Origin of the sequence: Pseudomonas sp. N2-3-1-14 (genome assembly GCF_041228395.1) — a bacterium.
In the GTDB taxonomy this organism is placed as follows: Bacteria; Pseudomonadota; Gammaproteobacteria; order Pseudomonadales; family Pseudomonadaceae; genus Aquipseudomonas.
The window spans coordinates 5,154,031-5,175,335 of sequence record NZ_CP166199.1 but is presented as its reverse complement, the minus strand read 5'-3'; the positions used below and the strand labels follow the sequence as shown (position 1 = coordinate 5,175,335).

The 21,305-nt window shown below is 60.8% G+C and carries 13 protein-coding genes; 9 read left to right on the top strand and 4 right to left on the bottom strand.

The genetic code is table 11. The annotated features are described in order from the left end of the window. The first annotated feature begins 25 nt into the window (after positions 1–25). Positions 26–1,495, top strand: coding sequence for an IMP dehydrogenase (gene guaB / locus AB5I78_RS23930; protein ID WP_016977684.1), 1,470 nt, complete (start codon positions 26–28; stop codon positions 1,493–1,495). 83 nt (positions 1,496–1,578) lie between these two features. After that, positions 1,579–3,156, top strand: a complete 1,578-nt coding sequence (gene guaA, locus AB5I78_RS23925) for a glutamine-hydrolyzing GMP synthase (protein WP_369302132.1) — start codon at positions 1,579–1,581, stop codon at positions 3,154–3,156. A 164-nt stretch (positions 3,157–3,320) separates the two neighbouring features. On the opposite strand, the gene AB5I78_RS23920 is transcribed toward guaA, so the two are convergent. The 3 genes from AB5I78_RS23920 to treR all read right to left on the bottom strand — a co-directional run bounded on the left by AB5I78_RS23920 (position 3,321) and on the right by treR (position 7,206). Then, positions 3,321–5,393, bottom strand: a complete 2,073-nt coding sequence (locus AB5I78_RS23920; RefSeq protein WP_369302131.1) for a TerD family protein — start codon at positions 5,391–5,393, stop codon at positions 3,321–3,323. Positions 5,394–5,710: 317 nt separating this feature from the next. Continuing rightward, complete coding sequence (locus tag AB5I78_RS23915) at positions 5,711–6,481, bottom strand: APH(3')-II family aminoglycoside O-phosphotransferase (RefSeq protein WP_369302130.1); 771 nt, start codon at positions 6,479–6,481, stop codon at positions 5,711–5,713. Positions 6,482–6,501: 20 nt separating this feature from the next. Next, complete coding sequence (treR, locus tag AB5I78_RS23910) at positions 6,502–7,206, bottom strand: trehalose operon repressor (RefSeq protein ID WP_145164174.1); 705 nt, start codon at positions 7,204–7,206, stop codon at positions 6,502–6,504. Between the two features lie 252 nt (positions 7,207–7,458). Between treR and treP the strand changes: the two genes are divergently transcribed. The 5 genes from treP (at position 7,459) to AB5I78_RS23885 (ending at position 14,970) form a co-directional block, all read left to right on the top strand. After that, positions 7,459–8,901, top strand: coding sequence for a PTS system trehalose-specific EIIBC component (gene treP, locus AB5I78_RS23905; RefSeq protein WP_369302129.1), 1,443 nt, complete (start codon positions 7,459–7,461; stop codon positions 8,899–8,901). Positions 8,902–9,020: 119 nt separating this feature from the next. Continuing rightward, positions 9,021–10,667: an alpha,alpha-phosphotrehalase gene (gene treC / locus AB5I78_RS23900; RefSeq protein WP_262209876.1), complete on the top strand. Its 1,647-nt coding sequence runs from the start codon at positions 9,021–9,023 to the stop codon at positions 10,665–10,667. 134 nt (positions 10,668–10,801) lie between these two features. Next, positions 10,802–12,022 (top strand): maltoporin, encoded by a 1,221-nt coding sequence (locus AB5I78_RS23895; protein ID WP_369302128.1) that lies wholly within the window; start codon positions 10,802–10,804, stop codon positions 12,020–12,022. Between the two features lie 135 nt (positions 12,023–12,157). Then, a complete protein-coding gene (gene ptsP / locus AB5I78_RS23890) occupies positions 12,158–14,689 on the top strand; it encodes a phosphoenolpyruvate--protein phosphotransferase (RefSeq protein ID WP_369302127.1) in 2,532 nt (843 codons plus the stop codon). A 2-nt stretch (positions 14,690–14,691) separates the two neighbouring features. After that, positions 14,692–14,970, top strand: a complete 279-nt coding sequence (locus AB5I78_RS23885) for a PTS glucose transporter subunit IIB (protein WP_369302126.1) — start codon at positions 14,692–14,694, stop codon at positions 14,968–14,970. Between the two features lie 134 nt (positions 14,971–15,104). Here AB5I78_RS23885 and mltF read toward each other — a convergent pair whose 3' ends face one another. Then, positions 15,105–16,565 carry a membrane-bound lytic murein transglycosylase MltF gene (gene mltF, locus AB5I78_RS23880; RefSeq protein WP_145164162.1) on the bottom strand — a complete coding sequence of 487 codons (1,461 nt, stop codon included), beginning with the start codon at positions 16,563–16,565 and terminating at the stop codon, positions 15,105–15,107. Between the two features lie 287 nt (positions 16,566–16,852). Here mltF and purL point away from each other — a divergent pair, with 287 nt between their 5' ends. Together purL and AB5I78_RS23870 are read left to right on the top strand one after the other, a co-directional pair. Beyond that, on the top strand, positions 16,853–20,749 hold the full coding sequence (gene purL / locus AB5I78_RS23875; RefSeq protein ID WP_242199999.1) for a phosphoribosylformylglycinamidine synthase: 3,897 nt from the start codon (positions 16,853–16,855) through the stop codon (positions 20,747–20,749). Between the two features lie 4 nt (positions 20,750–20,753). Continuing rightward, positions 20,754–21,065 (top strand): NGG1p interacting factor NIF3, encoded by a 312-nt coding sequence (locus AB5I78_RS23870; protein WP_369302125.1) that lies wholly within the window; start codon positions 20,754–20,756, stop codon positions 21,063–21,065. Positions 21,066–21,305: the final 240 nt, after the last annotated feature.

Sequence of the window (21,305 nt, the reverse complement as noted above, 5' to 3'; positions counted from 1 at the left end):
ATTTTCCCGCTCGGGAGCCCCCGCGATGCTGCGTATCAGCCAAGAAGCTCTGACATTCGACGACATTCTCCTAGTGCCCGGTTATTCCGAGGTGCTTCCTAACGAAGTCAGTCTCAAGACCCGCCTAACCCGTGGCATCGAGCTGAATATTCCCCTGGTTTCTGCTGCCATGGACACCGTCACCGAAGCCCGTTTGGCAATCGCCATGGCTCAGGAAGGCGGCATCGGCATCATCCACAAGAACATGACCATCGAGCAGCAAGCTGCCGAAGTGCGCAAGGTCAAGCGTTACGAAGCCGGTGTGGTGAAAGACCCAATCACCATCGAAGCCGACGCCACCGTGCGTGACCTGTTCGACCTGACCCGCCTGCACAACATCTCCGGCGTTCCGGTGCTGCACGATGGCGACCTGGTCGGCATCGTCACCTCCCGCGACGTGCGTTTCGAGAACCGTCTTGAAGTCACCGTCCGCGAAGTGATGACGCCTAAAGAGCGCCTCGTGACTGTCAAGGAAGGCGCCGACAAGAACGATGTGCGCGAGCTGCTGCACAAGCACCGCATCGAACGCGTGCTGATCGTCGACGACAAATTCGCCCTCAAAGGCATGATGACCGTCAACGACATCGAAAAAGCCAAGGCTTACCCGCTGGCCAGCAAGGATGACCAAGGTCGTCTGCGCGTTGGCGCTGCGGTCGGCACCGGTAAAGACACCGGTGATCGCGTTTCGGCCCTGGTCGCTGCCGGCGTTGACGTGGTGGTGGTCGACACCGCCCACGGTCACTCCAAAGGCGTGATCGACCGCGTTCGCTGGGTCAAACAGAATTTCCCTGACGTGCAAGTGATCGGCGGCAATATTGCCACCGGCGCTGCCGCCAAGGCCCTGGCCGAAGCGGGCGCCGACGCCGTCAAGGTCGGTATCGGCCCAGGCTCGATCTGCACCACGCGTATCGTCGCCGGTGTGGGCGTGCCACAAATCAGCGCCATCGCCAACGTCGCCGCTGCCCTTGAAGGCACCGGCGTACCGTTGATCGCCGACGGCGGCATCCGTTTCTCCGGTGACCTGTCCAAGGCCATCGTCGCTGGTGCTTCCTGCGTGATGATGGGCTCGATGTTCGCCGGTACTGAAGAAGCGCCGGGCGAGATCGAACTGTTCCAGGGTCGTTCGTACAAGGCTTACCGCGGCATGGGTTCGCTGGGCGCCATGTCCCAGGCGCAAGGCTCTTCTGATCGCTACTTCCAGGACTCCTCGGCAGGCGCCGAGAAGCTCGTACCGGAAGGCATCGAAGGCCGTGTGCCGTACAAAGGCACCCTGAGCGCGATCATCCATCAACTGATGGGCGGCCTGCGTTCCTCGATGGGCTACACCGGCAGCGCCGACATCGAAGAAATGCGCACCAAGCCTGAATTTGTACGGATCACCGGCGCCGGCATGGCTGAATCCCATGTCCACGACGTGCAGATCACCAAGGAAGCGCCAAACTACCGCGTAGGTTGAGGCTTCCAGCAAAATGTTAAGTAACCGGGCTGTTTTATTCAGCCCCGAGTTGTTTCTGAATTACATAGACGAGACTGATCCTCATGGCCCTCGACATTCACGCCCACCGCATTCTGATCCTCGACTTCGGTTCCCAGTACACCCAGCTGATCGCCCGCCGCGTGCGCGAAATCGGCGTGTACTGCGAACTGCACCCGTTCGACATGGATGACGAAGCGATTCGCGAATTCGCCCCTAAAGGCGTCATCCTCGCCGGTGGCCCCGAGTCCGTGCACGAAGCCAACAGCCCGCGCTGCCCGCAAGCCGTATTCGACCTGGGCGTGCCCGTCTTTGGTATCTGCTACGGCATGCAGACCATGGCCGAGCAACTGGGCGGCAAGGTTGAAGGTTCCGAGCTGCGTGAATTCGGTTACGCCCGTGTTGATGTGGTCGGCAAGAGCCGCCTGCTGGACGGCATCGAAGACCACATCGACGCCGACGGCCTGTTCGGCCTCGACGTGTGGATGAGCCACGGTGACAAGGTCACCAAGATGCCGGAAGACTTCCATATCCTGGCCAGCACCCCGAGCTGCCCGATCGCCGGCATGTTCAACGACGAGCGCGGCTACTACGGCGTGCAGTTCCACCCGGAAGTGACCCACACCAAGCAAGGCGGGCGCATCCTGTCGCGCTTCATCCTCGACATCTGCGAGTGTGAAGCCCTGTGGACCCCGTCGAAGATCGCTGAAGACGCCATCGCCCAAGTGCGCGCCCAGGTCGGCACCGACAACGTGCTGCTCGGCCTGTCCGGCGGCGTTGACTCCTCGGTAGTTGCTGCCCTGTTGCACAAAGCCATCGGCGACCAGTTGACCTGCGTGTTCGTCGACAACGGCCTGTTGCGCCTGCACGAAGGCGAGCAGGTGATGGCTATGTTCGCCGAGAACATGGGCGTCAAGGTGATCCGCGCCAACGCGGAAGACCAGTTCCTGAACAACCTGGCCGGCGAGTCCGATCCAGAGAAGAAGCGCAAGATCATCGGCCGTACCTTCATCGACGTATTCGATGCCCAGTCCAACAAACTGGACAACATCAAGTACCTCGCCCAGGGCACCATCTACCCTGACGTGATCGAGTCGGCCGGCGCCAAGAGTGGCAAGGCCCACGTGATCAAGTCCCACCACAACGTAGGTGGCCTGCCTGAGGAAATGAACCTCAAGCTGGTAGAACCGTTGCGCGAACTGTTCAAGGACGAAGTCCGCCGTCTGGGCCTGGAACTCGGCCTGCCGTACGACATGGTCTACCGCCACCCATTCCCGGGCCCGGGCCTGGGCGTGCGGATCCTCGGTGAAGTGAAGAAGGAATACGCCGACCTGCTGCGTCGCGCCGACCACATCTTCATCGAAGAACTGCGCAATGCCGACTGGTACCACAAAGTCAGCCAGGCATTCGTGGTGTTCCAGCCGGTGAAATCGGTGGGCGTTGTGGGCGATGGCCGTCGTTATGCGTGGGTTGTTGCACTGCGTGCGGTGGAAACCATCGACTTCATGACCGCCCGTTGGGCACACCTGCCGTACGAGCTGCTGGAGACTGTCAGCGGCCGTATCATCAATGAGATCGAAGGTATTTCGCGCGTGACGTATGACGTGTCGAGCAAGCCGCCGGCGACGATTGAGTGGGAGTAATAGGGCGCCCTGCACTGACTAGAGTGCAGCGCTAGATTCGTACTAGCGCGGGAAGGGTTTTAGCCAATGCCAGTCAGTTATGCTGACTGGCATTTTGTTTTTGGGTAAAACGCTCCGAAGCAAGAGCTGTGGTTTTTAATAAGCGCCAAAGGCTGGCGTAGATATTAGAGAAACTGTGATCGAATCAAATCCGTATCGAATGGTGTTATCCCTTGGTCCGGCGTAAACACCGTCTGTGCCTGCTGCGGTGACACTACTCGTTCGCCTCGTGCTCGAACGTGTAAATCGAACAGGGTCTTCAAATCCGGCTTTGGTGTATGTATTAAAGCCCGTAGCATCAACGATACCCCACTGAGGTTGTTCTGGACGTTGTTCCACCGCACAGACGAAGTGAGTCCCAGGTCGGCCCAGATCATGCGTCGGTCCTGCAAGTCCATCACGAATGGCAGACAGACCCCTGTGTCGGATGCTATATCGATACGGTCGAACACAGAGCGCGGCTCGAATACTTCACCCGACGCTGTGTCGGTACGGGCCATCCAGCCAGCGAAGCATTCTGGAAGATCGCAGTACGGTTGCTCGGTGAACGAATTGATAGACGTGACGACGTAACGGATACCCTTCTTGACGAGCACATCAAGATCGAGGTCGATGAACTCCGAAGCCCCGTTAGGCGCGTCGACGATGTCACCGCTGTGACAGCCGCCGAAATCCCTGAGGTTGTAGTACGCGACCGTTTTTTTGAATACAAAGTTGGCGTCGAAAAATGCGGCGGACAAGTCGATATCCGTGCGCCCGCTGCCGTTCTTCCACCACAGGAACAGGCGAATGAAACGTGTGTCAGGCATTGGCAGCCGACTGCCTCGCACCAGCGTTCGTAGCGACTTCGATGAGGCGCGTTGCGCCAGCGGCACCCTGTATTCACTTAATGCTGGATCGACGAAACAGCCTCCTAGGGGTGGTAGTGACGCAAAACGCGTGACAAGAGCGTCTTCGCAGATTCTGGCTGCACGCGCCAACACGTCGGGCAAGAGAGGCTCGCGTCGATCCTTGGTGCCATAGATTTTGGCAAATGCACCTTTCGGAGTGAAGGCTCGCAGAGGGAGGGGGCGCGGCGCACGTAAGTGGGTCAGCAACTGCAGCAGGACAGGTGAGGACACTTGTGTGGCAACCGCCTCGAACGCGTCGAGAACGGATTCTGGTTCCGTCGCGCGTCGCAGGGTTACGTCCAGCCGTCGTGCGAACTCCCCAGGATGGCTTTGTAGTATGGTTGTAAGCGTGGCGATGTGACGCTGGGCAAGCAATGTTTCGACACGAGACCCAAATGAGGCTGGCGCCTCGTTGCGACGTGCTGCGGTGATGGCAGCTAGTGCTTTTGGGTATTTATCGGCGTAGTCGCCTGGGTGCAGTACTTCAGCCAGACGTTTCCATCGCTCAGCATGGCGCATCACGTCGTCTACAGCGTTGGGTGTGCGATCGAGCAGGCGCAATAGCAGGCGGCGCATTGAGCGCTTCATCGCTTTGAAACGCGTCGAAGATGTCGTCAGTGACACGTCTCCTCCACTCAACGCGACCGCGAGCCTTAGCACGTCGGTCGCCGTTTCGACGTTTCGCTCCAGGAATGCGTCCACCCGTGCATCGCCGGCTACAAGCAGGATAAGTGCGCCGCCAACCAGCGCGCGGGTTTCCCGGAACGGAACGGCCTCAGGCAGCAGACGGAACACATCGCTTTTGTACTCTCGGATAAACCAGACAACATCGGCAGTGTCCGCTGCGGAGAGCGAGGTGCGCGATGATACCAACGGCTTGAGCAGTGACTCGAACTCAGAGACGCTACCCAGTTCGATAACGCGGGATATGACGTTGCCTTCGAGCATCGCGGGCCGAGCGTGTTCGGTCGGTGGTAAACGCCAAAGCGTCAGGTAGTGCACGACGGCGTTAAGGTACAAGTCCGCCTCTGAGGCCGTCAGAACCTGTTCTGGAAAGTCAGGATAAAACGGCCTGTGATGTACATGGCCGCCAGCTTCTCGCCGCAGGACGGCGACAATTTCGTGTAGCCAGTACTTGAGCTCTGTCGCTGACAACAAGCCGATTTGCTCGATCAGCGGCTCTGACAGTACGCATCGAAACGCCGCGATTTCCCTGATAGCCGACGCGACTTGAGCTTGCGTGGCACCGCCAGTGCCCATCGGAACAAGAATTTTGCTACGGCGACGCAAAAACAGATCCTGATGCATGCTTGATTTTCTCCTTGGCCGCCGTCGTGTACGAGTTGCAGCATCGTCCTACAGCTGATGTAAAAACGCCTGCAAGAAGCAGGCGCAGTGTGGAGAGCGAAACCCCTAGGTCATAGGAGGTTAGAAGGAAGGTGTTCCATAGCCACGGGGGCATCCTACGTCAGGTTGGATCTGTTTTGTAAGGCCGCTGCTTATCTGAACGGTAACAAGCTGCTTCGCCAGAAGAATAGAGGCTGATAAGCGGCCATACGCGTGGCGTCCTGATTGGCCAAAATGTCCCTCCGGAGGTGGTGAAGTTCCACTCAGGCTTCAGGCGTTTAGAAAAACTCATCCAACAGGCAGTAAAACTTCATCCGCTGCTCATCAGGCTCAACACCATAAAGCTCAAAGAATGGCTTTACCCATTCCGGCCCAACGTTACGTTCGATGCTGCGTGCCGCCAGGGCCAGGTCTTGATGGCGGTCGCTGATGCCAAGGCGTCCGCAGTCGATAAAGCCGCTGAAACGGCCGTCTGCGGCCATGAAATTTGGCAGGCAGGCGTCACCGTGGGTCACTACCAGGTCGTGGGTGTTGGGCTGATTCGACAAGAGCTCGGCGAACACATCCTCAAGGCTTCGCCCGAGTCGTTCGTCGTCGAAGTCCGTCTCATCGATCAGCCCGGCATTGACGTGCGCCTGCGCGAGCGCGATGCGGTGTTGCAAGGCGTGATCGAAGGGACATTGCGCGATGGGTATCTGGTGCAAGGTGCGCAGGGCTGTCGCCAGGATGTCGACGGTCTGCGCGGCGGACAGAGTGTTGGCGCTGGCCAGATCCTGCCCCTGCACGGCGGTCATCAGCAGCCAATGGTGGTGGGTGTCTATCAGCTCATCCAGTACGACGGGTGCAGGCAAATTAACTTGCCGGAGCCACCGAAGGCGCTCGATTTCGTCCGCAAGTTCGCTGAACTCCACCAGGGGTTCGGCCTTCAGGAACAGATCCGTACCCCCGACCTGGCGCAGGCGAAACACGTCAGCCCGCGATTCACCAATGGCCTGTTGCTCAATCAGCGACTGCGCAAACTGTGCACGCCACTTGTTTGGGATATTCACAGTAGCTGACCTCTCTTGCCTCAGCGCCGCGCAATGTCAGAAAAGTAAAACTTGTCCAGCGTATGCCGCGACTCGGTGTACTCGAACTGGCGGCCATCTTGCAAAAACGTCTGGTTGCTCACCACGATCACATGGCTCTGACCTTCGAGGTCCAGATGGGTCTGATCGTCCTTGCTGCGCGGCAGGGCTTCGATGGTGCGTTGCGCGTAGCTGATCTGCAGCTGCAGCGTCTGCTCGATAAACGCGTAGATCGACTGTTCGGCGATATCGCGGTCCAGGCCGGGGATCAGTTCGGCGACGAAGTGGTTGATGTCGAGGATCACCCGTTTGCCGCCGATGCGCCGTACCCGTTTGATGCGCGTGATCAGGGTGCCGGGTTCGGCTTCGATGTGTTGCAGCAGTGAACCTTCCAACGGGATTTGGCTGAATTCGACGACTTCGGTGCGTACGTCATCGCCCAGGTCAGCGTGGGTTTCGTGGAAGCTGACGATGCCGCCCAGCTGAAACTCGATCGGGTTGGGCGACAGCACGAACGTGCCCTTGCCGTGAATTTTTTGCGCGAAACCGCGCTCCTGCAGCTGCTCGATTGCGCGACGCACGGTGCCACGGCTGGCCTGGTAGGCGTCCATCAGTTCGGTTTCGGAGGGAAGGCGCGTGCCGCGTTGCAGGCGTTCGGTGGTGATGTTGGCAAGCAGATCCGTATAGATCTGGTTGTATTTGCTCATGGGGATGGCTCTATGCCCGACTTGATGAGAGTGAACTGCGCGTTCAAGGCAGGAACCTTAGTGGCAGAGGTGGGCTTTGTCCATTGGCCACCTGTGGAATAGAGGAAAAGTCTGACTCCACATTCATAAAATTAAACTATTTGTAGCTCGTACAGACGAGTTGTTGCTTTAACTCGTACAGACGAGTACTTTTGCCCTCGGCGTGCTGCCAATGACTGCCCCCAAATAAAAAAATCAAAGTGGAAACCAAGCATGAGCCACGACTATTCAACTATTGCCCGCGAGATTCTCGAGCACCTCGGGGGCAGCGACAACCTTGAGCAGGCTGCCCACTGCGTGACCCGCCTGCGCCTGGCGCTCAAGGACCCGAGCCTGGTCAACAGCGGCGCGTTGAACCAGGTCGATCTGGTCAAGGGGTCGTTCTTCACCGGCGGCCTGTTCCAGGTGGTGATCGGCCCCGGCGAAGTGGAAAAGGTCTACGCCGCGCTGCGCGAGCAGACCGGCCTTGCCGCCGCCACTATTGCCGACGTGAAGAAAAAGGGCGCCGACAAGACCAACGCCATGCAGCGCCTGGTGCGCGTATTTTCTGATGTGTTCATGCCGATCCTGCCCGCGTTGATCATCGCCGGCCTGCTGATGGGCGTTAACAACCTGATGGGCGCCAAAGGCATGTTCATCGAGGGCAGGACGCTGCTTGCGGCGTATCCGAACCTGGATGGCCTGTGGAGCCTGATCAACCTGATGGCCAACACCTCGTTCGTGTTCCTGCCGGCGCTGGTGGGCTGGTCGGCGGCCAAGCGGTTTGGCGGCAGTGAAATCCTTGGCATCGTGCTCGGCCTGATGCTGGTGCACCCGGACCTGCTCAATGCCTGGAACTACGGCAAGGCAGTCGCCGGCCTCGACGGCCAGAGCCTGCCTTACTTCGATATTTTCGGTTGGTTCAAGATCGAAAAAGTCGGTTATCAGGGGCAGATCCTGCCGATCCTCATGGCCGCCTATGTGATGAGCGTCATCGAGAAATGGCTGCGCGCGCGAGTACCTAATGCCATCCAGCTGCTGGTGGTGCCGATCACCACGATTGTCGTCACCGGCGTACTGGCCCTGGCGATCATCGGCCCGGTGACCCGTCACCTCGGCATCCTGATCACCGAAGGCGTGGTCACCCTGTTTGACCTGGCGCCGATGGTCGGCGGGGCGATTTTCGGCCTGCTGTACGCGCCGCTGGTGATCACCGGCATGCACCACATGTTCCTCGCCGTGGACCTGCAACTGATCTCCACCCAGGGCGGCACTTTTATCTGGCCGATGATCGTCATGTCCAACCTGGCCCAGGGCAGCGCCGCGCTCGCCGTGTTCTATACGACACGCAATGCGCGTGACAAGAGCATGGCCTCGACCTCGGCGATTTCCGCTTACTTCGGTATCACTGAGCCGGCGATGTTCGGCGTGAACCTGCGCTTCAAGTTTCCGTTCTATGCCGCGTTGCTCGGCTCGGCACTGGGCAGCATTTTCCTGTCGCTGAACAAGGTGCAGGCCTCGGCCATTGGTGTCGGTGGTTTGCCGGCGTTTATCTCAATCCTGCCGCAGTACATCCCGGTTTTTGTCATCGGGATGGTCATCGCGATTGTCGTGCCATTTGTACTGACCTGTGCGTTGAGCATGAAGATCGTGCGGCCTGGCTATCGGGTCGCCTGAGCGACGGTTCGACAAGCCAACTCCCACATTGATGGGTGAGCACATTCAAGTGTGGGAGCCGGGCTTGCCCGCGATGAGGCCGGCAAGGCCAGCACACAACTCTATTGAAGGAATCCACCATGCAAAACTGGCAGCACTCGGTGATCTACCAGATCTACCCAAAAAGCTTCCACAGCCACGCGGGTAACGCCACCGGTGACCTGCTGGGCATCGTGGACAAGCTCGATTACCTGCAATGGCTGGGCGTGGATTGCCTGTGGATCACCCCATTCCTGCGCTCGCCGCAGCGCGACAACGGCTACGACATCAGCGACTACTACGCCATCGACCCAAGCTACGGGACCATGGCCGACTGCGACCTGCTGATCAGCGAAGCGGCCAAGCGCGGCATCACGCTGATGCTCGACATCGTGGTCAACCACACCTCCATCGAGCACGAGTGGTTCCAGCAGGCGCGCAGCAGCCTCGACAACCCGTACCGCGACTTCTATATCTGGCGCGACCAGCCAAACAACTGGGAGTCCAAGTTCGGCGGCTCGGCCTGGGAATACGAGGCGCAAACCGGCCAGTACTTCCTGCACCTGTTCGATCACACCCAGGCCGACCTGAATTGGGACAACCCCAAGGTGCGCGCCGAAGTGTTCAAGTTGATGCGCTTCTGGCGCGACAAAGGCGTGGGCGGTTTCCGCCTGGACGTGATCAACCTGATCTCCAAGCCCGCCGATTTCCCAGAAGACAACACTGATGGCCGGCGCTTCTACACCGACGGCCCGAACGTGCACCACTACCTGCAGGAAATGCACCGCGAAGTCTTCGAAGGGCATGACCTGATCAACGTCGGCGAGATGTCATCCACCAGCCTGGAACACTGCATTCGCTACTCCAATCCTGAGTCGAAAGAGCTGTCGATGACCTTCAACTTTCATCACTTGAAGGTCGATTACCCGAACCTGCAAAAGTGGGTGAAGGCCGACTTCGACTTTCTGCAGCTCAAGCAGATTTTCTCTGACTGGCAACTGGGCATGCAGGCCGGTGGTGGCTGGAATGCGCTGTTCTGGTGTAACCACGACCAGCCGCGGGTGGTCTCGCGTTTTGGTGACGACGGCGAGCACCGCGTGGTCTCGGCCAAGATGCTCGCCACGGCGCTGCACTTCCTTCAGGGCACGCCGTATGTGTACCAGGGCGAAGAGTTGGGCATGACCAATCCTGGCTTCAACAAGATCGAGCAGTACCGCGATGTCGAGACCCTGAACATCTTCCGGCTCAAGCGCGATGCCGGTGAGTCCGAGGCCGCCAGCATGGCGGCGATCATGCAGAAGTCGCGCGACAACGGCCGCACGCCGATGCAGTGGAGCACTCAAGCCAACGCCGGTTTCAGCAGCGGTGAACCCTGGATCGGTATTCCAGCCAACGCGGCGCAGATCAACGTCGAAAGCCAACGGGATGACCCGGATTCGGTGCTGCATCACTACCGTGCGCTGATTGCGTTGCGTCGGCATGAGCCGCTGATTCAGGAGGGGGTTTATCGCCAACTGCTGCAAGACCACCTCCAGGTCTGGGCCTACCTGCGCGAAGGCCATGGCGAGCGCTTGCTGGTGGTGAACAACTTCTATGGCAAACCCTGCGAAATCCAGCTGCCGCAAGGCGTGATCAACGCCTCAAGCGAGCAACGCTTGCTGATCAGCAACTACCCCGATTGCCCGTTGCGTACGGCCACGGTGGTGTTGCGCCCCTATGAATCATTCGTCCTGCACCTGACCGACTGAAACACCGCGAGTCACCCGTAGGAGCCCACTTGCCGGCGATAGCGCCCTGAACGCGCCAATGCCAGCGAGCCGGTCTCTGCACGCCGCGCGTAAGACAAAAAGTAAGAAAAAAATAAAAATAAAAGGAGTGCTTCATGAAAACCACAATAAAGCTGGGCCTCATTGCGTCATGCCTTACCGCACCTTTTGCCGCGCAGGCCCTGGAATTTGCCGGTTACTTGCGCAGCGGCGCGGGCACTTCAACGGGCAGTGGCAAGCAGCAGTGCTTCCAGTTGCCGGGGGCGCAAACGAAGTACCGTTTGGGTAACGAATGCGAGCAATACGCCGAACTGGAATTGCGCCAGGACCTGCTGACCCTCGACGACGGCTCGGTGCTCAGCGTCGACGCCATGGCGTCGCTGTACAACAAGTACGACCGTGCCCTGAAGTTCCAGGGCGAAGACAACGGCTCGGCGCGCATGCCGCAGATGTATGCGCAGTGGTCCAATTTGCCCAGCCTCAATGGCGGCTCGGTGTGGGCGGGCCGGCGTTACTACAAACGTAACGACATCCATATCTCCGATTTCTACTACTGGAACCAGAGCGCCACCGGCGGCGGCGTCGAGGACGTGCTGATCGGCGACCTCAAATACAGCTATGCCATTTCCCGCAAGGACAACCTGTACCAGAAGGAATACGCCACCCGTCACGACTTCAACGTGGCGGGGTTCAAGACCAACCCCGGCGGTGAACTGGAGTTCGGCTTGAGCTACATCGAAAAAGCCGGTGGTCGTGACGCCAACAGCGGTTGGGCGATCACGGCGCAGCACGTGCAAAAACCTTTCCTGGGCGGCAAAAACAAGTTTGCCTTGCAGTACGGCGAAGGCCCCGGCACGGGCTTGGGCTACACCGGCAACACGGCTTTGGATAACAGCAGTAAAAGCTACCGGGCCGTGGAGTTCTTCGACTGGCAGGTGACCCCGCGTTTTGGCGGGCAGGTCGAGGCGGTGTACCAGAAAGACATCCGCCCTGGCAGCCAGGACCAAACCTGGATGTCCATCGGCGTGCGCCCGGCGTATGCCATCAGCGAGCAGTTCAAACTGGTCACCGAGCTTGGGCATGATCAGGTCGACGCCACCGGTGGCACGCGCAAGCTGAGCAAATTCACCTTCGCCCCGACCTGGTCGCCCAACGGCCCGGAATTCTGGGCGCGGCCGGAAGTGCGTTTGTACTACACCTATGCAACCTGGAACGAAGCGGCCAAGCGCGCGGCGAATGAATTGGCGGCGGGCTCGGCGTTGTCCGACACCGGCGCCTACGGCACAGCGCGGCATGGCTCGAATGTGGGTGTGCAGGTCGAATACTGGTGGAAATAACGCGGACCAAATGTGGGAGCGGGCTTGCCCGCGAAAGCGGTATATCAGGCAACACATCTATTGAATGAACCACCGCATTCGCGAGCAAGCCCGCTCCCACACGGATTTTTACAGAACAAAACAGCAGGTGAAGTCATGACCACAACTCAACCCCTGGAACTGCTGGCGCCGCTGTCGGGTGTGCTGCTGGCGCTGGATCAGGTGCCCGACCCGGTGTTCGCCAGTCGCATGATCGGCGACGGCCTGTGCATCGATCCCACCTCGCAGACCCTTTGCGCGCCGCTGGCCGGGGTGATCAGCAGTCTCCAGGACAGTGGCCATGCCGTCAGCGTTACCGACGACAACGGCGTTCAGGTGCTGATGCATATCGGCCTGGACACGGTGAACCTGGCAGGCCAGGGCTTCACGCGGCTGGTGCAGGAAGGCCAGCGAGTGGAAGCTGGGCAACCGCTGATTGAATTTGATGCCGATTACGTGGCGCTCACTGCGCGCAGTTTGTTGACCTTGATGCTGGTGGTCAGCGGCGAGCCGTTTACGCTGTTGGCGCCGGACGGCAATTGGGTGGATGTGGGCCAGCCGCTGTTGCGAGTATCGCCCGGCGAGGCCACTGCAGCCGTCGAGGAGGAGGAGGGTGATGCGCTGTTCTCCAAGCCGCTGAGCTTGCCCAACGCCAATGGCCTGCACGCCCGCCCTGCGGCGGTGTTTGCCCAGGCGGCCAAGGGTTTTGACGCGAGCATTTACTTGCACAAACAAACCCAAAGCGCCAACGCAAAATCCCTGGTGGCGATCATGGCGCTGCAAACCGCGCAGGGCGACACCTTGCAGGTCAGTGCGGCGGGTAGCGATGCCGACGCGGCGATCAAGGCATTGGTCGCGCTGTTGGCCGAGGGCTGTGGCGAAACGGTCGCGGCACCGGCGCAGGTGGTTGAGGCGGTTGCGCCCGAGTCGTCGGCCGCGCTGCTGCGCGGCGTGTGTGCGTCACCGGGTTCGGCATTTGGCCAGGTTGTTCAGGTGGCCGAGCCGGAGCTGAACATCACTGAAAACGGCACCGGCGAAACCGCCGAGCGCGACGCGTTGACGCGTGGCCTGCTGGCGGCAACCGAGGCGTTGCAAACTCTGCAAACCAAGGCGGCCGGCAGCGCCCAGGCCGAGATTTTCAGGGCCCATCAGGAGTTGCTCGAAGACCCGACCCTGCTGGAGCAAGCCCATGGTCTGCTGGCCGAAGGCAAAAGCGCCGCCTTTGCCTGGAACAGCGCCACCGTTGCCACCGCCAAGCTGTTCCAGGGCCTGGGCAATGCGCTGCTCGCCGAGCGCGCGGCGGATTTGGCCGATGTCGGCCAGCGTGTGCTGAAGCTGATTCTCGGTATCCAGGACCGCGCATGGGACTTGCCCGAGCAGGCCATCCTGATTGCCGAACAACTGACGCCGTCGCAAACCGCCAGCCTGGATACCCGCAAGGTGCTGGGGTTTGTCACTGTCGGCGGCGGCGCGACCAGTCATGTGGCGATTCTCGCCCGTGCGCTCGGCCTGCCGGCGATTTGCGGTGTGCCAGGGCACGTGTTGGCACTGGCCAATGGCAAACAAGTCCTGCTCGACGCCGACAAAGGCGAGCTGCACCTGGAGCCAGACCTGGCTGAAATCGAAAAACTGCAGGCGGCCCGTGATCAGCAAGTGCAGCGCCGTCAGCGTGAGGTGGCGCAGGCGGCCTTGCCGGCCACGACCCGCGACGGCCATCACGTTGAGGTCACGGCCAACGTCGCTTCATTGCAGGAAGTGGAGCAATCCCTGGCCCTGGGCGGTGAAGGCGTCGGCCTGCTGCGTTCGGAATTCCTCTACCTGGACCGCAACCGCGCCCCCAGCCCCGAGGAGCAAGCGGGCACCTACAGCGCCATCGCCCGCGCCTTGGGCACTGAGCGCAATTTGGTGGTGCGCACCCTGGACGTGGGGGGCGACAAGCCGTTGGCCTATGTGCCGATGGAAAGCGAGACCAACCCGTTTTTGGGCTTGCGCGGTATCCGCCTGTGCCTGGCGCGCCCGGAGCTCCTGCGCGAACAGTTTCGCGCGATCCTTGCCAGCGCCGGGTTGGCGCGGCTGCACATCATGTTACCGATGGTCAGCCTGCTGTCGGAGCTGCACTTGGCGCGCAAGATTCTTGAAGAGGAAGCGCTGGCGCTGGGGCTTGAAGCGTTGCCGAAGCTGGGCATCATGATCGAGGTGCCGTCTGCGGCGCTGATGGCCGATGTCTTTGCCCCGCATGTGGACTTTTTCTCCATCGGCACCAATGACCTCACCCAATACACCCTGGCCATGGACCGTGATCACCCGCGGCTGGCCAGCCAGGCTGACAGCTTTCACCCGGCGGTGTTGCGCCTGATCGCCACCACCGTCAAGGCCGCGCATGCCCATGGCAAGTGGGTGGGCGTGTGTGGCGCATTGGCGTCCGAAGCGTTGGCGGTACCCATGTTGATCGGGCTTGGCGTGGATGAGTTGTCGGTCAGCGTGCCGCTGATCCCAACCATCAAGGCCACCGTGCGCGAGCTGGACCTGGCCGATTGCCAGATCATTGCCCGCCAGGTGCTGGGCCTGGAAGAAGCCGCGCATGTGCGCGAGGCCCTGCGCCAGTACCACGCGGCTACCGTTGAAACCTCACCTGTCGTGGAGCACTGAGCATGTTCGAGAAATTGCAGCGGGCGTTCTGGAAAGCCCTGACCCCGGATTTGATTGCCGAGACGGTCGCGGCGTCGACGCCGGGTCTGTTGTCGGCCAGCGTGCTGAGTGCATTGGGTGGCGCGGATAACCTCAAGTCGCAGCAACGCGTGGCGCTGACGCGGGTGCGTGTGCAACTGCAGGATGCGGCGCGGTTGGATGAGCCGGCGTTAAGGGCGGCGGGTGTGCCGGGGGTGATGGTGTTGGGCGGCGGCGTCGTGCATTTGCTCACCGGTCTTTAAGGCGACCACTCTCTAATGTGGGAGCGGGCTTGCCCGCGATCGCGGTGTGTCAGGTAACGAATAGGTTGACTGGCCGGCCGCCATCGTGGGCAAGCCCGGCTCCCACAGGGTTTTGTGGTGTTTGGGAAAGTGGCTTACAGCTGCGGGTTATCTTCGGGCGGCTTGGTCTTGTCCACGCCCGGCACGTGCAAGTTGCCGTCGACCACCTGGTTGCCTTCCAGCTGCGGCTGGGTCACCCAGGTGAGGATGTCGTAGTAACGCCGGATGTTCGCCACAAAATGCACCGGCTCACCGCCGCGCGCATAGCCATAGCGGGTTTTGCTGTACCACTGCTTCTGCGCCAGGCGCGGCAGCATCTTCTTCACGTCCAGCCACTTGTTGGGGTTCAGGCCGTCCTTCTTCGCCAGCGTGCGCGCGTCTTCCAGATGGCCGGTGCCGACGTTGTAGGCGGCGAGGGCGAACCAGGTGCGATCCGGCTCGGCGATGCTGTCGTCCAGCTCATCCTTGATCTTGGCCAGGTATTTAGCGCCGCCCATGATGCTTTGCTTGGCGTCCAGGCGGTTGGACACGCCCATCGCCTGGGCGGTGTTCTGGGTCAGCATCATCAGGCCACGCACGCCGGTCTTGGAGGTGACGGCCGGTTGCCACAGTGATTCCTGATAACCGATGGCCGCCAGTAGGCGCCAGTCGACTTTTTCTTCCTTGGCGTAAGTCCGAAAATGCTTCTCGTATTTGGGCAGGCGTTGCTGCAAGTGCTGGGCAAAGGTGTAGGCGCCGACGTAACCGAGCACATCGACGTGCCCGTAATAGCGGTCTTTAAGACGCTGCAGGGTGCCGTTCTTTTCCACCTTGTCCAGGTAGCTGTTGATCTCGTTGAGCAGGCTGTTGTCATCGCCTGCCGCCACGGCCCAGCTTTGGTGGCTGGCATTGCCGAGGTCGAAGGCCACGCGCACGTTGGGGAAGTACACCTGGTTCATCGCGACTTCGTTGGAGTCCACCAGGGTCAGGTCGATTTGCCCCTCGTCCACCATGCGCAGCAGGTCGACCACCTCAACGGCGTCGGATTCTTCATATTCAATCGCAGGGTTCTGCTTTTTCAGCTCGGCCAATTGCTCGGCGTGGGTGCTGCCCTTGAGCACCATGATCTTCTTGCCCACCAGGTCGGCTGCGGTGGTGGGGCGCGACTGGCCGTTGCGGTAGATGATCTGCGGCGTCACTTCCAGGTAAGGGTGCGAGAAGCGCACCTGCTGCTCGCGCTGTTCGCTGCTGACCAGACCGGCGGCGGCCAGAACCGGGCCGTTGGGTTTGCCCAACTGGCCGAACAGGTCATCAAGGTTGTCGGCGGTCTCGATTTCCAGCTTCACGCCCAGGTCGTCGGCAAACCGCTTGACCAGTTCGTATTCGAAACCGGTTTCACCGTTGCGGTCCTGGAAATAAGTGGCCGGGCTGTTTCGGGTGATCACCCGCAATACGCCATCCTCCTTGATTCGCTCGAGCGTGCTGGGTTTATCAACACAGGCGCTGAGCATCAGGAAGAGTCCGGTTGCGATCAGCCATTTGGCGCATCGCGGGCGCAAAGCAGTAGGGAAGAACATCTGCGCAGTATACGCAAACGACCCTCAGCGCCATATCTCGACAGCAGCGCACTTGTCTGCTAGCGCCCGCAGAACCGGGCTGCAGCCCGCAGAAACGCGGGTTGGCGAGGGTTTGTGACGGTTAAAATAACTGCGCGCCCAGCCACGGAAAATGCCCCGATACTGTGCAAACCGTGCCAACTGACGTTCGGCAGCGGCCAGCCGTGCCGTTTCGGGTGCCGTTGGCGATGGTTTACGCTAGAATGCACGGCCTCAAAGCACACCCCCTTCCCGAGGCTGTCCCGAAGATGTTGATCCTGCGCGGCGCTCCTGCCCTTTCTGCCTTTCGCCACAGCAAACTCCTTGAGCAACTGAGCCAGAAGGTTCCAGCGGTTACAGGCTTGTATGCTGAATTTGCTCACTTCGCCGACGTGACCGGCGTGTTGACCGCCGACGAACAGCAAGTGCTGGCGCGCCTTCTGAAGTACGGCCCAAGCGTTCCCGTTCAAGAGCCTGACGGCCGCTTGTTCCTGGTTCTGCCGCGGTTCGGCACCATCTCGCCCTGGTCGAGCAAGGCCAGTGATATCGCCCGCAACTGTGGCCTGGAAAAAATCCAGCGCCTGGAGCGCGGTATCGCTTTCTATGTTGCCGGCCAGTTCAGCGACGCCGAAGCCGAGCTGATTGCCAGCAGCCTGCACGACCGCATGACCCAGATCATCGTCAGCCAGCTGGAACACGCTGGCGGCCTGTTCAGCCACGCCGAACCCAAGCCGCTGACTGCGATTGACGTGCTTGGCGGTGGCCGCGCCGCCCTCGAGAAGGCCAACATCGAATTGGGCCTGGCCCTGGCCGAAGACGAGATCGACTACCTGGTCAATGCCTTCAACGGCTTGAAGCGCAACCCGCACGACATCGAACTGATGATGTTTGCGCAGGCCAACTCCGAGCATTGCCGTCACAAGATCTTCAACGCCAGTTGGGACATCGACGGCGAAAGCCAGGAAAAAAGCCTGTTCGGCATGATCAAGAACACCTACGTGATGCACAGCGAAGGCGTTCTGTCGGCTTATAAGGACAACGCCTCGGTAATCGTCGGCTCGGTTGCCGGCCGTTTCTTCCCGGATCCTGAAACCCGCCAGTACGGCGCGGTGCAGGAGCCGGTGCACATCCTGATGAAGGTTGAGACCCACAACCACCCGACCGCAATTGCCCCGTTCCCGGGCGCAGCCACAGGTTCCGGCGGTGAGATCCGCGACGAAGGCGCCACCGGCCGTGGCGCCAAGCCAAAGGCGGGCCTGACCGGTTTCACCGTGTCCAACCTGCAGATCCCAGGCTTCGAACAGCCGTGGGAAGTGCCGTACGGCAAGCCTGAGCGCATCGTGACTGCGCTGGACATCATGATCGAAGGCCCGCTGGGCGGCGCCGCGTTCAACAACGAATTCGGACGCCCGGCGCTGACCGGTTACTTCCGTACGTTCGAGCAGTCCATCACCACCCCGCGTGGCGATGAAGTGCGCGGCTACCACAAGCCAATCATGTTGGCTGGCGGCATGGGCAACATCCGTGAAGAACACGTCAAGAAAGGCGAGATTCTGGTCGGCTCCAAGCTGATCGTCCTCGGCGGCCCGGCGATGTTGATCGGCCTGGGCGGCGGCGCTGCTTCCTCGATGGCCACCGGCACCAGCTCGGCAGACCTGGATTTTGCTTCCGTACAGCGCGAAAACCCTGAGATGGAACGCCGCTGCCAGGAAGTCATCGACCGTTGCTGGCAGTTGGGTGACAAGAACCCGATCAGCTTCATCCACGACGTCGGCGCCGGCGGTTTGTCCAACGCCTTCCCGGAACTGGTCAACGATGGCGAGCGTGGCGGTCGTTTCGAACTGCGCAACATTCCAAACGACGAGCCGGGCATGGCCCCGCACGAAATCTGGAGTAACGAATCCCAGGAACGCTACGTACTGGCCGTCGGCCCTGAAGACTTCGCGCGCTTCCAGGCCATCTGCGAACGCGAGCGTTGCCCGTTTGCCGTGGTCGGCGAAGCCACTGCCGAGCCGCAACTGACGGTCACCGACAGCCACTTCGGCAACAGCCCGGTCGATATGCCGCTCGAAGTGCTGCTGGGCAAAGCCCCGCGCATGCACCGTTCGGCCGTGCGTGAAACCGAGTTGGGCGATGACTTCGACCCAAGCAGTCTCGACCTGACCGACAGCATCGAACGCGTGCTGCACCACCCGGCCGTGGCGAGCAAAAGCTTCCTGATCACCATCGGCGACCGCACCATCACCGGTCTTGTGGCCCGTGACCAAATGGTCGGCCCATGGCAAGTGCCGGTGGCCGACGTTGCCGTCACCGCCACCAGCTTCGACGTGTACACCGGTGAAGCCATGGCCATGGGCGAGCGCACGCCGCTGGCCCTGCTGGACGCGCCGGCGTCGGGCCGCATGGCCATTGGTGAAACCCTCACCAACATCGCCGCCTCCCGCATCGGCAAGCTGTCCGACATCAAACTGTCGGCCAACTGGATGTCTGCTGCCGGTCACCCAGGTGAAGACGCGCGCCTGTACGACACCGTCAAGGCTGTCGGCATGGAGCTGTGCCCTGAGCTGGGGATCACCATTCCGGTGGGCAAGGACTCGATGTCCATGGCCACCCGTTGGAACGAAGACGGCACCGACAAGAGCGTCACTTCGCCGCTGTCGCTGATCGTTACCGGTTTCGCACCGGTCACCGACATTCGCCAGACCCTGACCCCGCAACTGCGCATGGACAAGGGCACCACCGATCTGATCCTGATCGACCTGGGCCGTGGCCAGAACCGCATGGGCGCCTCGATCCTCGCGCAAACCCACGGCAAGCTCGGCAAGCACGCGCCGGACGTGGATGACGCCGAAGACCTGAAAGCCTTCTTCGCCGTGATCCAGGGCCTGAACGCCGACGGCCACCTGCTGGCTTACCACGACCGTTCCGACGGCGGCTTGCTGACCAGCGTTGTAGAAATGGCCTTCGCCGGTCACTGCGGCCTGAACATCGTGCTCGACAGCGTTGCCGAGGCAGCCTGCGAAATCAACGGCATCCTGTTCAACGAAGAGTTGGGCGCCGTGATCCAGGTTCGCCAGGACGCCACTCCGGACGTGCTCGCACAATTCAGCGCCGCCGGCCTGGACGACTGCGTGGCAGTGATCGGTCAGCCGATCAACAACGGTGAAGTCAATATCTCCTTTAATGGCGACACCGTGTTTGCCGGCCAGCGCCGTCTGCTGCAACGCCAGTGGGCCGAGACCAGCTACCAGATCCAACGCCTGCGTGATAACGCCGACTGCGCCGAGCAGGAATTCGACGTGATCCTGGAAGAAGAAAACCCGGGCCTGAGCACCAAGCTCAGCTTCGACGTCAACCAGGACATCGCCGCGCCTTACATCAAAAAAGGCATCCGCCCACAAGTTGCGGTACTGCGTGAGCAGGGCGTCAACGGCCAAGTGGAAATGGCGGCCGCGTTCGACCGCGCCGGCTTTAACGCGATCGACGTGCACATGAGCGACATCCTCGCCGGTCGCGTTGACCTCAACGCGTTCAAAGGCCTCGTCGCCTGCGGCGGTTTCTCCTACGGCGACGTGCTAGGTGCCGGTGAAGGCTGGGCCAAGTCGGCGCTGTTCAACAGCCGTGCCCGCGATGCGTTCCAGGGCTTCTTCGAGCGCAATGACAGCTTCACCCTGGGTGTGTGCAACGGTTGCCAGATGATGTCCAACCTCAGCGAACTGATCCCGGGCAGCGAGTTCTGGCCGCACTTTGTGCGTAACCGTTCCGAGCAGTTCGAAGCCCGTGTCGCCATGGTGCAGGTGCAGGAATCCAACTCGATCTTCCTGCAGGGCATGGCCGGTTCGCGCATGCCAATCGCTATCGCCCACGGTGAAGGCCATGCCGAGTTCGAAAGCGAAGAAGCCTTGCTCGAAGCCGACCTGTCCGGTTGCGTGGCGATGCGTTTTGTCGACAACCACGGCAAGGTCACCGAAAGCTACCCGGCCAACCCGAACGGCTCGCCGCGCGGGATCACCGGCCTTACCAGCCGCGACGGCCGCGTGACCATCATGATGCCGCACCCGGAGCGTGTGTTCCGCGCCGTGCAGAACTCGTGGCGCCCGGAAGAGTGGAACGAAGACGGCGCCTGGATGCGCATGTTCCGCAACGCTCGCGTGTGGGTGAACTAAGGCGGTGTACAAGCTCAGCTTCTTTGTGCCCGCAAGCCATGTGGAGACGGTGAAAGCCGCCGTCTTCGCAGCCGGCGGCGGGCGTATCGGCGACTACGACAGCTGCGCCTGGCAAGTGCTGGGCCAGGGCCAATTCCGCGCATTGGACGGCAGCCAGCCGTTTATTGGGCAGGTGGGCCAGGTTGAAGTGGTCGAAGAATGGAAGGTTGAGCTGGTGGTGGCGGATGAATTGATTGTGGCTGTAGTGGCTGCGCTCAAACTGAGTCACCCGTATGAGACACCGGCGTATGAGGTGTGGCAGCTGGCGGATTTTTGATTCGCAGATTGCAGAAACAAGAAACCCGCTGGGCCAGTTTGGTCAGCGGGTTTTTTGTTGGCTGTGATGGCCTCTTCGCGAGCAAGCCCGCTCCCACATTTGACCGCATTGCCACGTCGGGCACCGATCAAACTGTGGGAGCGGGCTTGCTCGCGAAGGCGTCGGGACAGGCACCTCAGACCTTTCCCACATGCCTTTCAGGTTGTCCCTCGGAACTGGCCTCACTAATCTTCTCGGGTC

Bases quoted from the DNA above. Each gene is read 5' to 3' on its own strand.
- guaB (WP_016977684.1), top strand. From the start codon at position 26: ATGCTGCGTATCAGCCAAGAAGCTCTGACATTCGACGACATTCTCCTA.
- guaA (WP_369302132.1), top strand. From the start codon at position 1,579: ATGGCCCTCGACATTCACGCCCACCGCATTCTGATCCTCGACTTCGGT.
- AB5I78_RS23920 (WP_369302131.1), bottom strand. From the start codon at position 5,393: ATGCATCAGGATCTGTTTTTGCGTCGCCGTAGCAAAATTCTTGTTCCG.
- treR (WP_145164174.1), bottom strand. From the start codon at position 7,206: ATGAGCAAATACAACCAGATCTATACGGATCTGCTTGCCAACATCACC.
- treP (WP_369302129.1), top strand. From the start codon at position 7,459: ATGAGCCACGACTATTCAACTATTGCCCGCGAGATTCTCGAGCACCTC.
- treC (WP_262209876.1), top strand. From the start codon at position 9,021: ATGCAAAACTGGCAGCACTCGGTGATCTACCAGATCTACCCAAAAAGC.
- AB5I78_RS23895 (WP_369302128.1), top strand. From the start codon at position 10,802: ATGAAAACCACAATAAAGCTGGGCCTCATTGCGTCATGCCTTACCGCA.
- ptsP (WP_369302127.1), top strand. From the start codon at position 12,158: ATGACCACAACTCAACCCCTGGAACTGCTGGCGCCGCTGTCGGGTGTG.
- AB5I78_RS23885 (WP_369302126.1), top strand. From the start codon at position 14,692: ATGTTCGAGAAATTGCAGCGGGCGTTCTGGAAAGCCCTGACCCCGGAT.
- mltF (WP_145164162.1), bottom strand. From the start codon at position 16,565: ATGTTCTTCCCTACTGCTTTGCGCCCGCGATGCGCCAAATGGCTGATC.
- purL (WP_242199999.1), top strand. From the start codon at position 16,853: ATGTTGATCCTGCGCGGCGCTCCTGCCCTTTCTGCCTTTCGCCACAGC.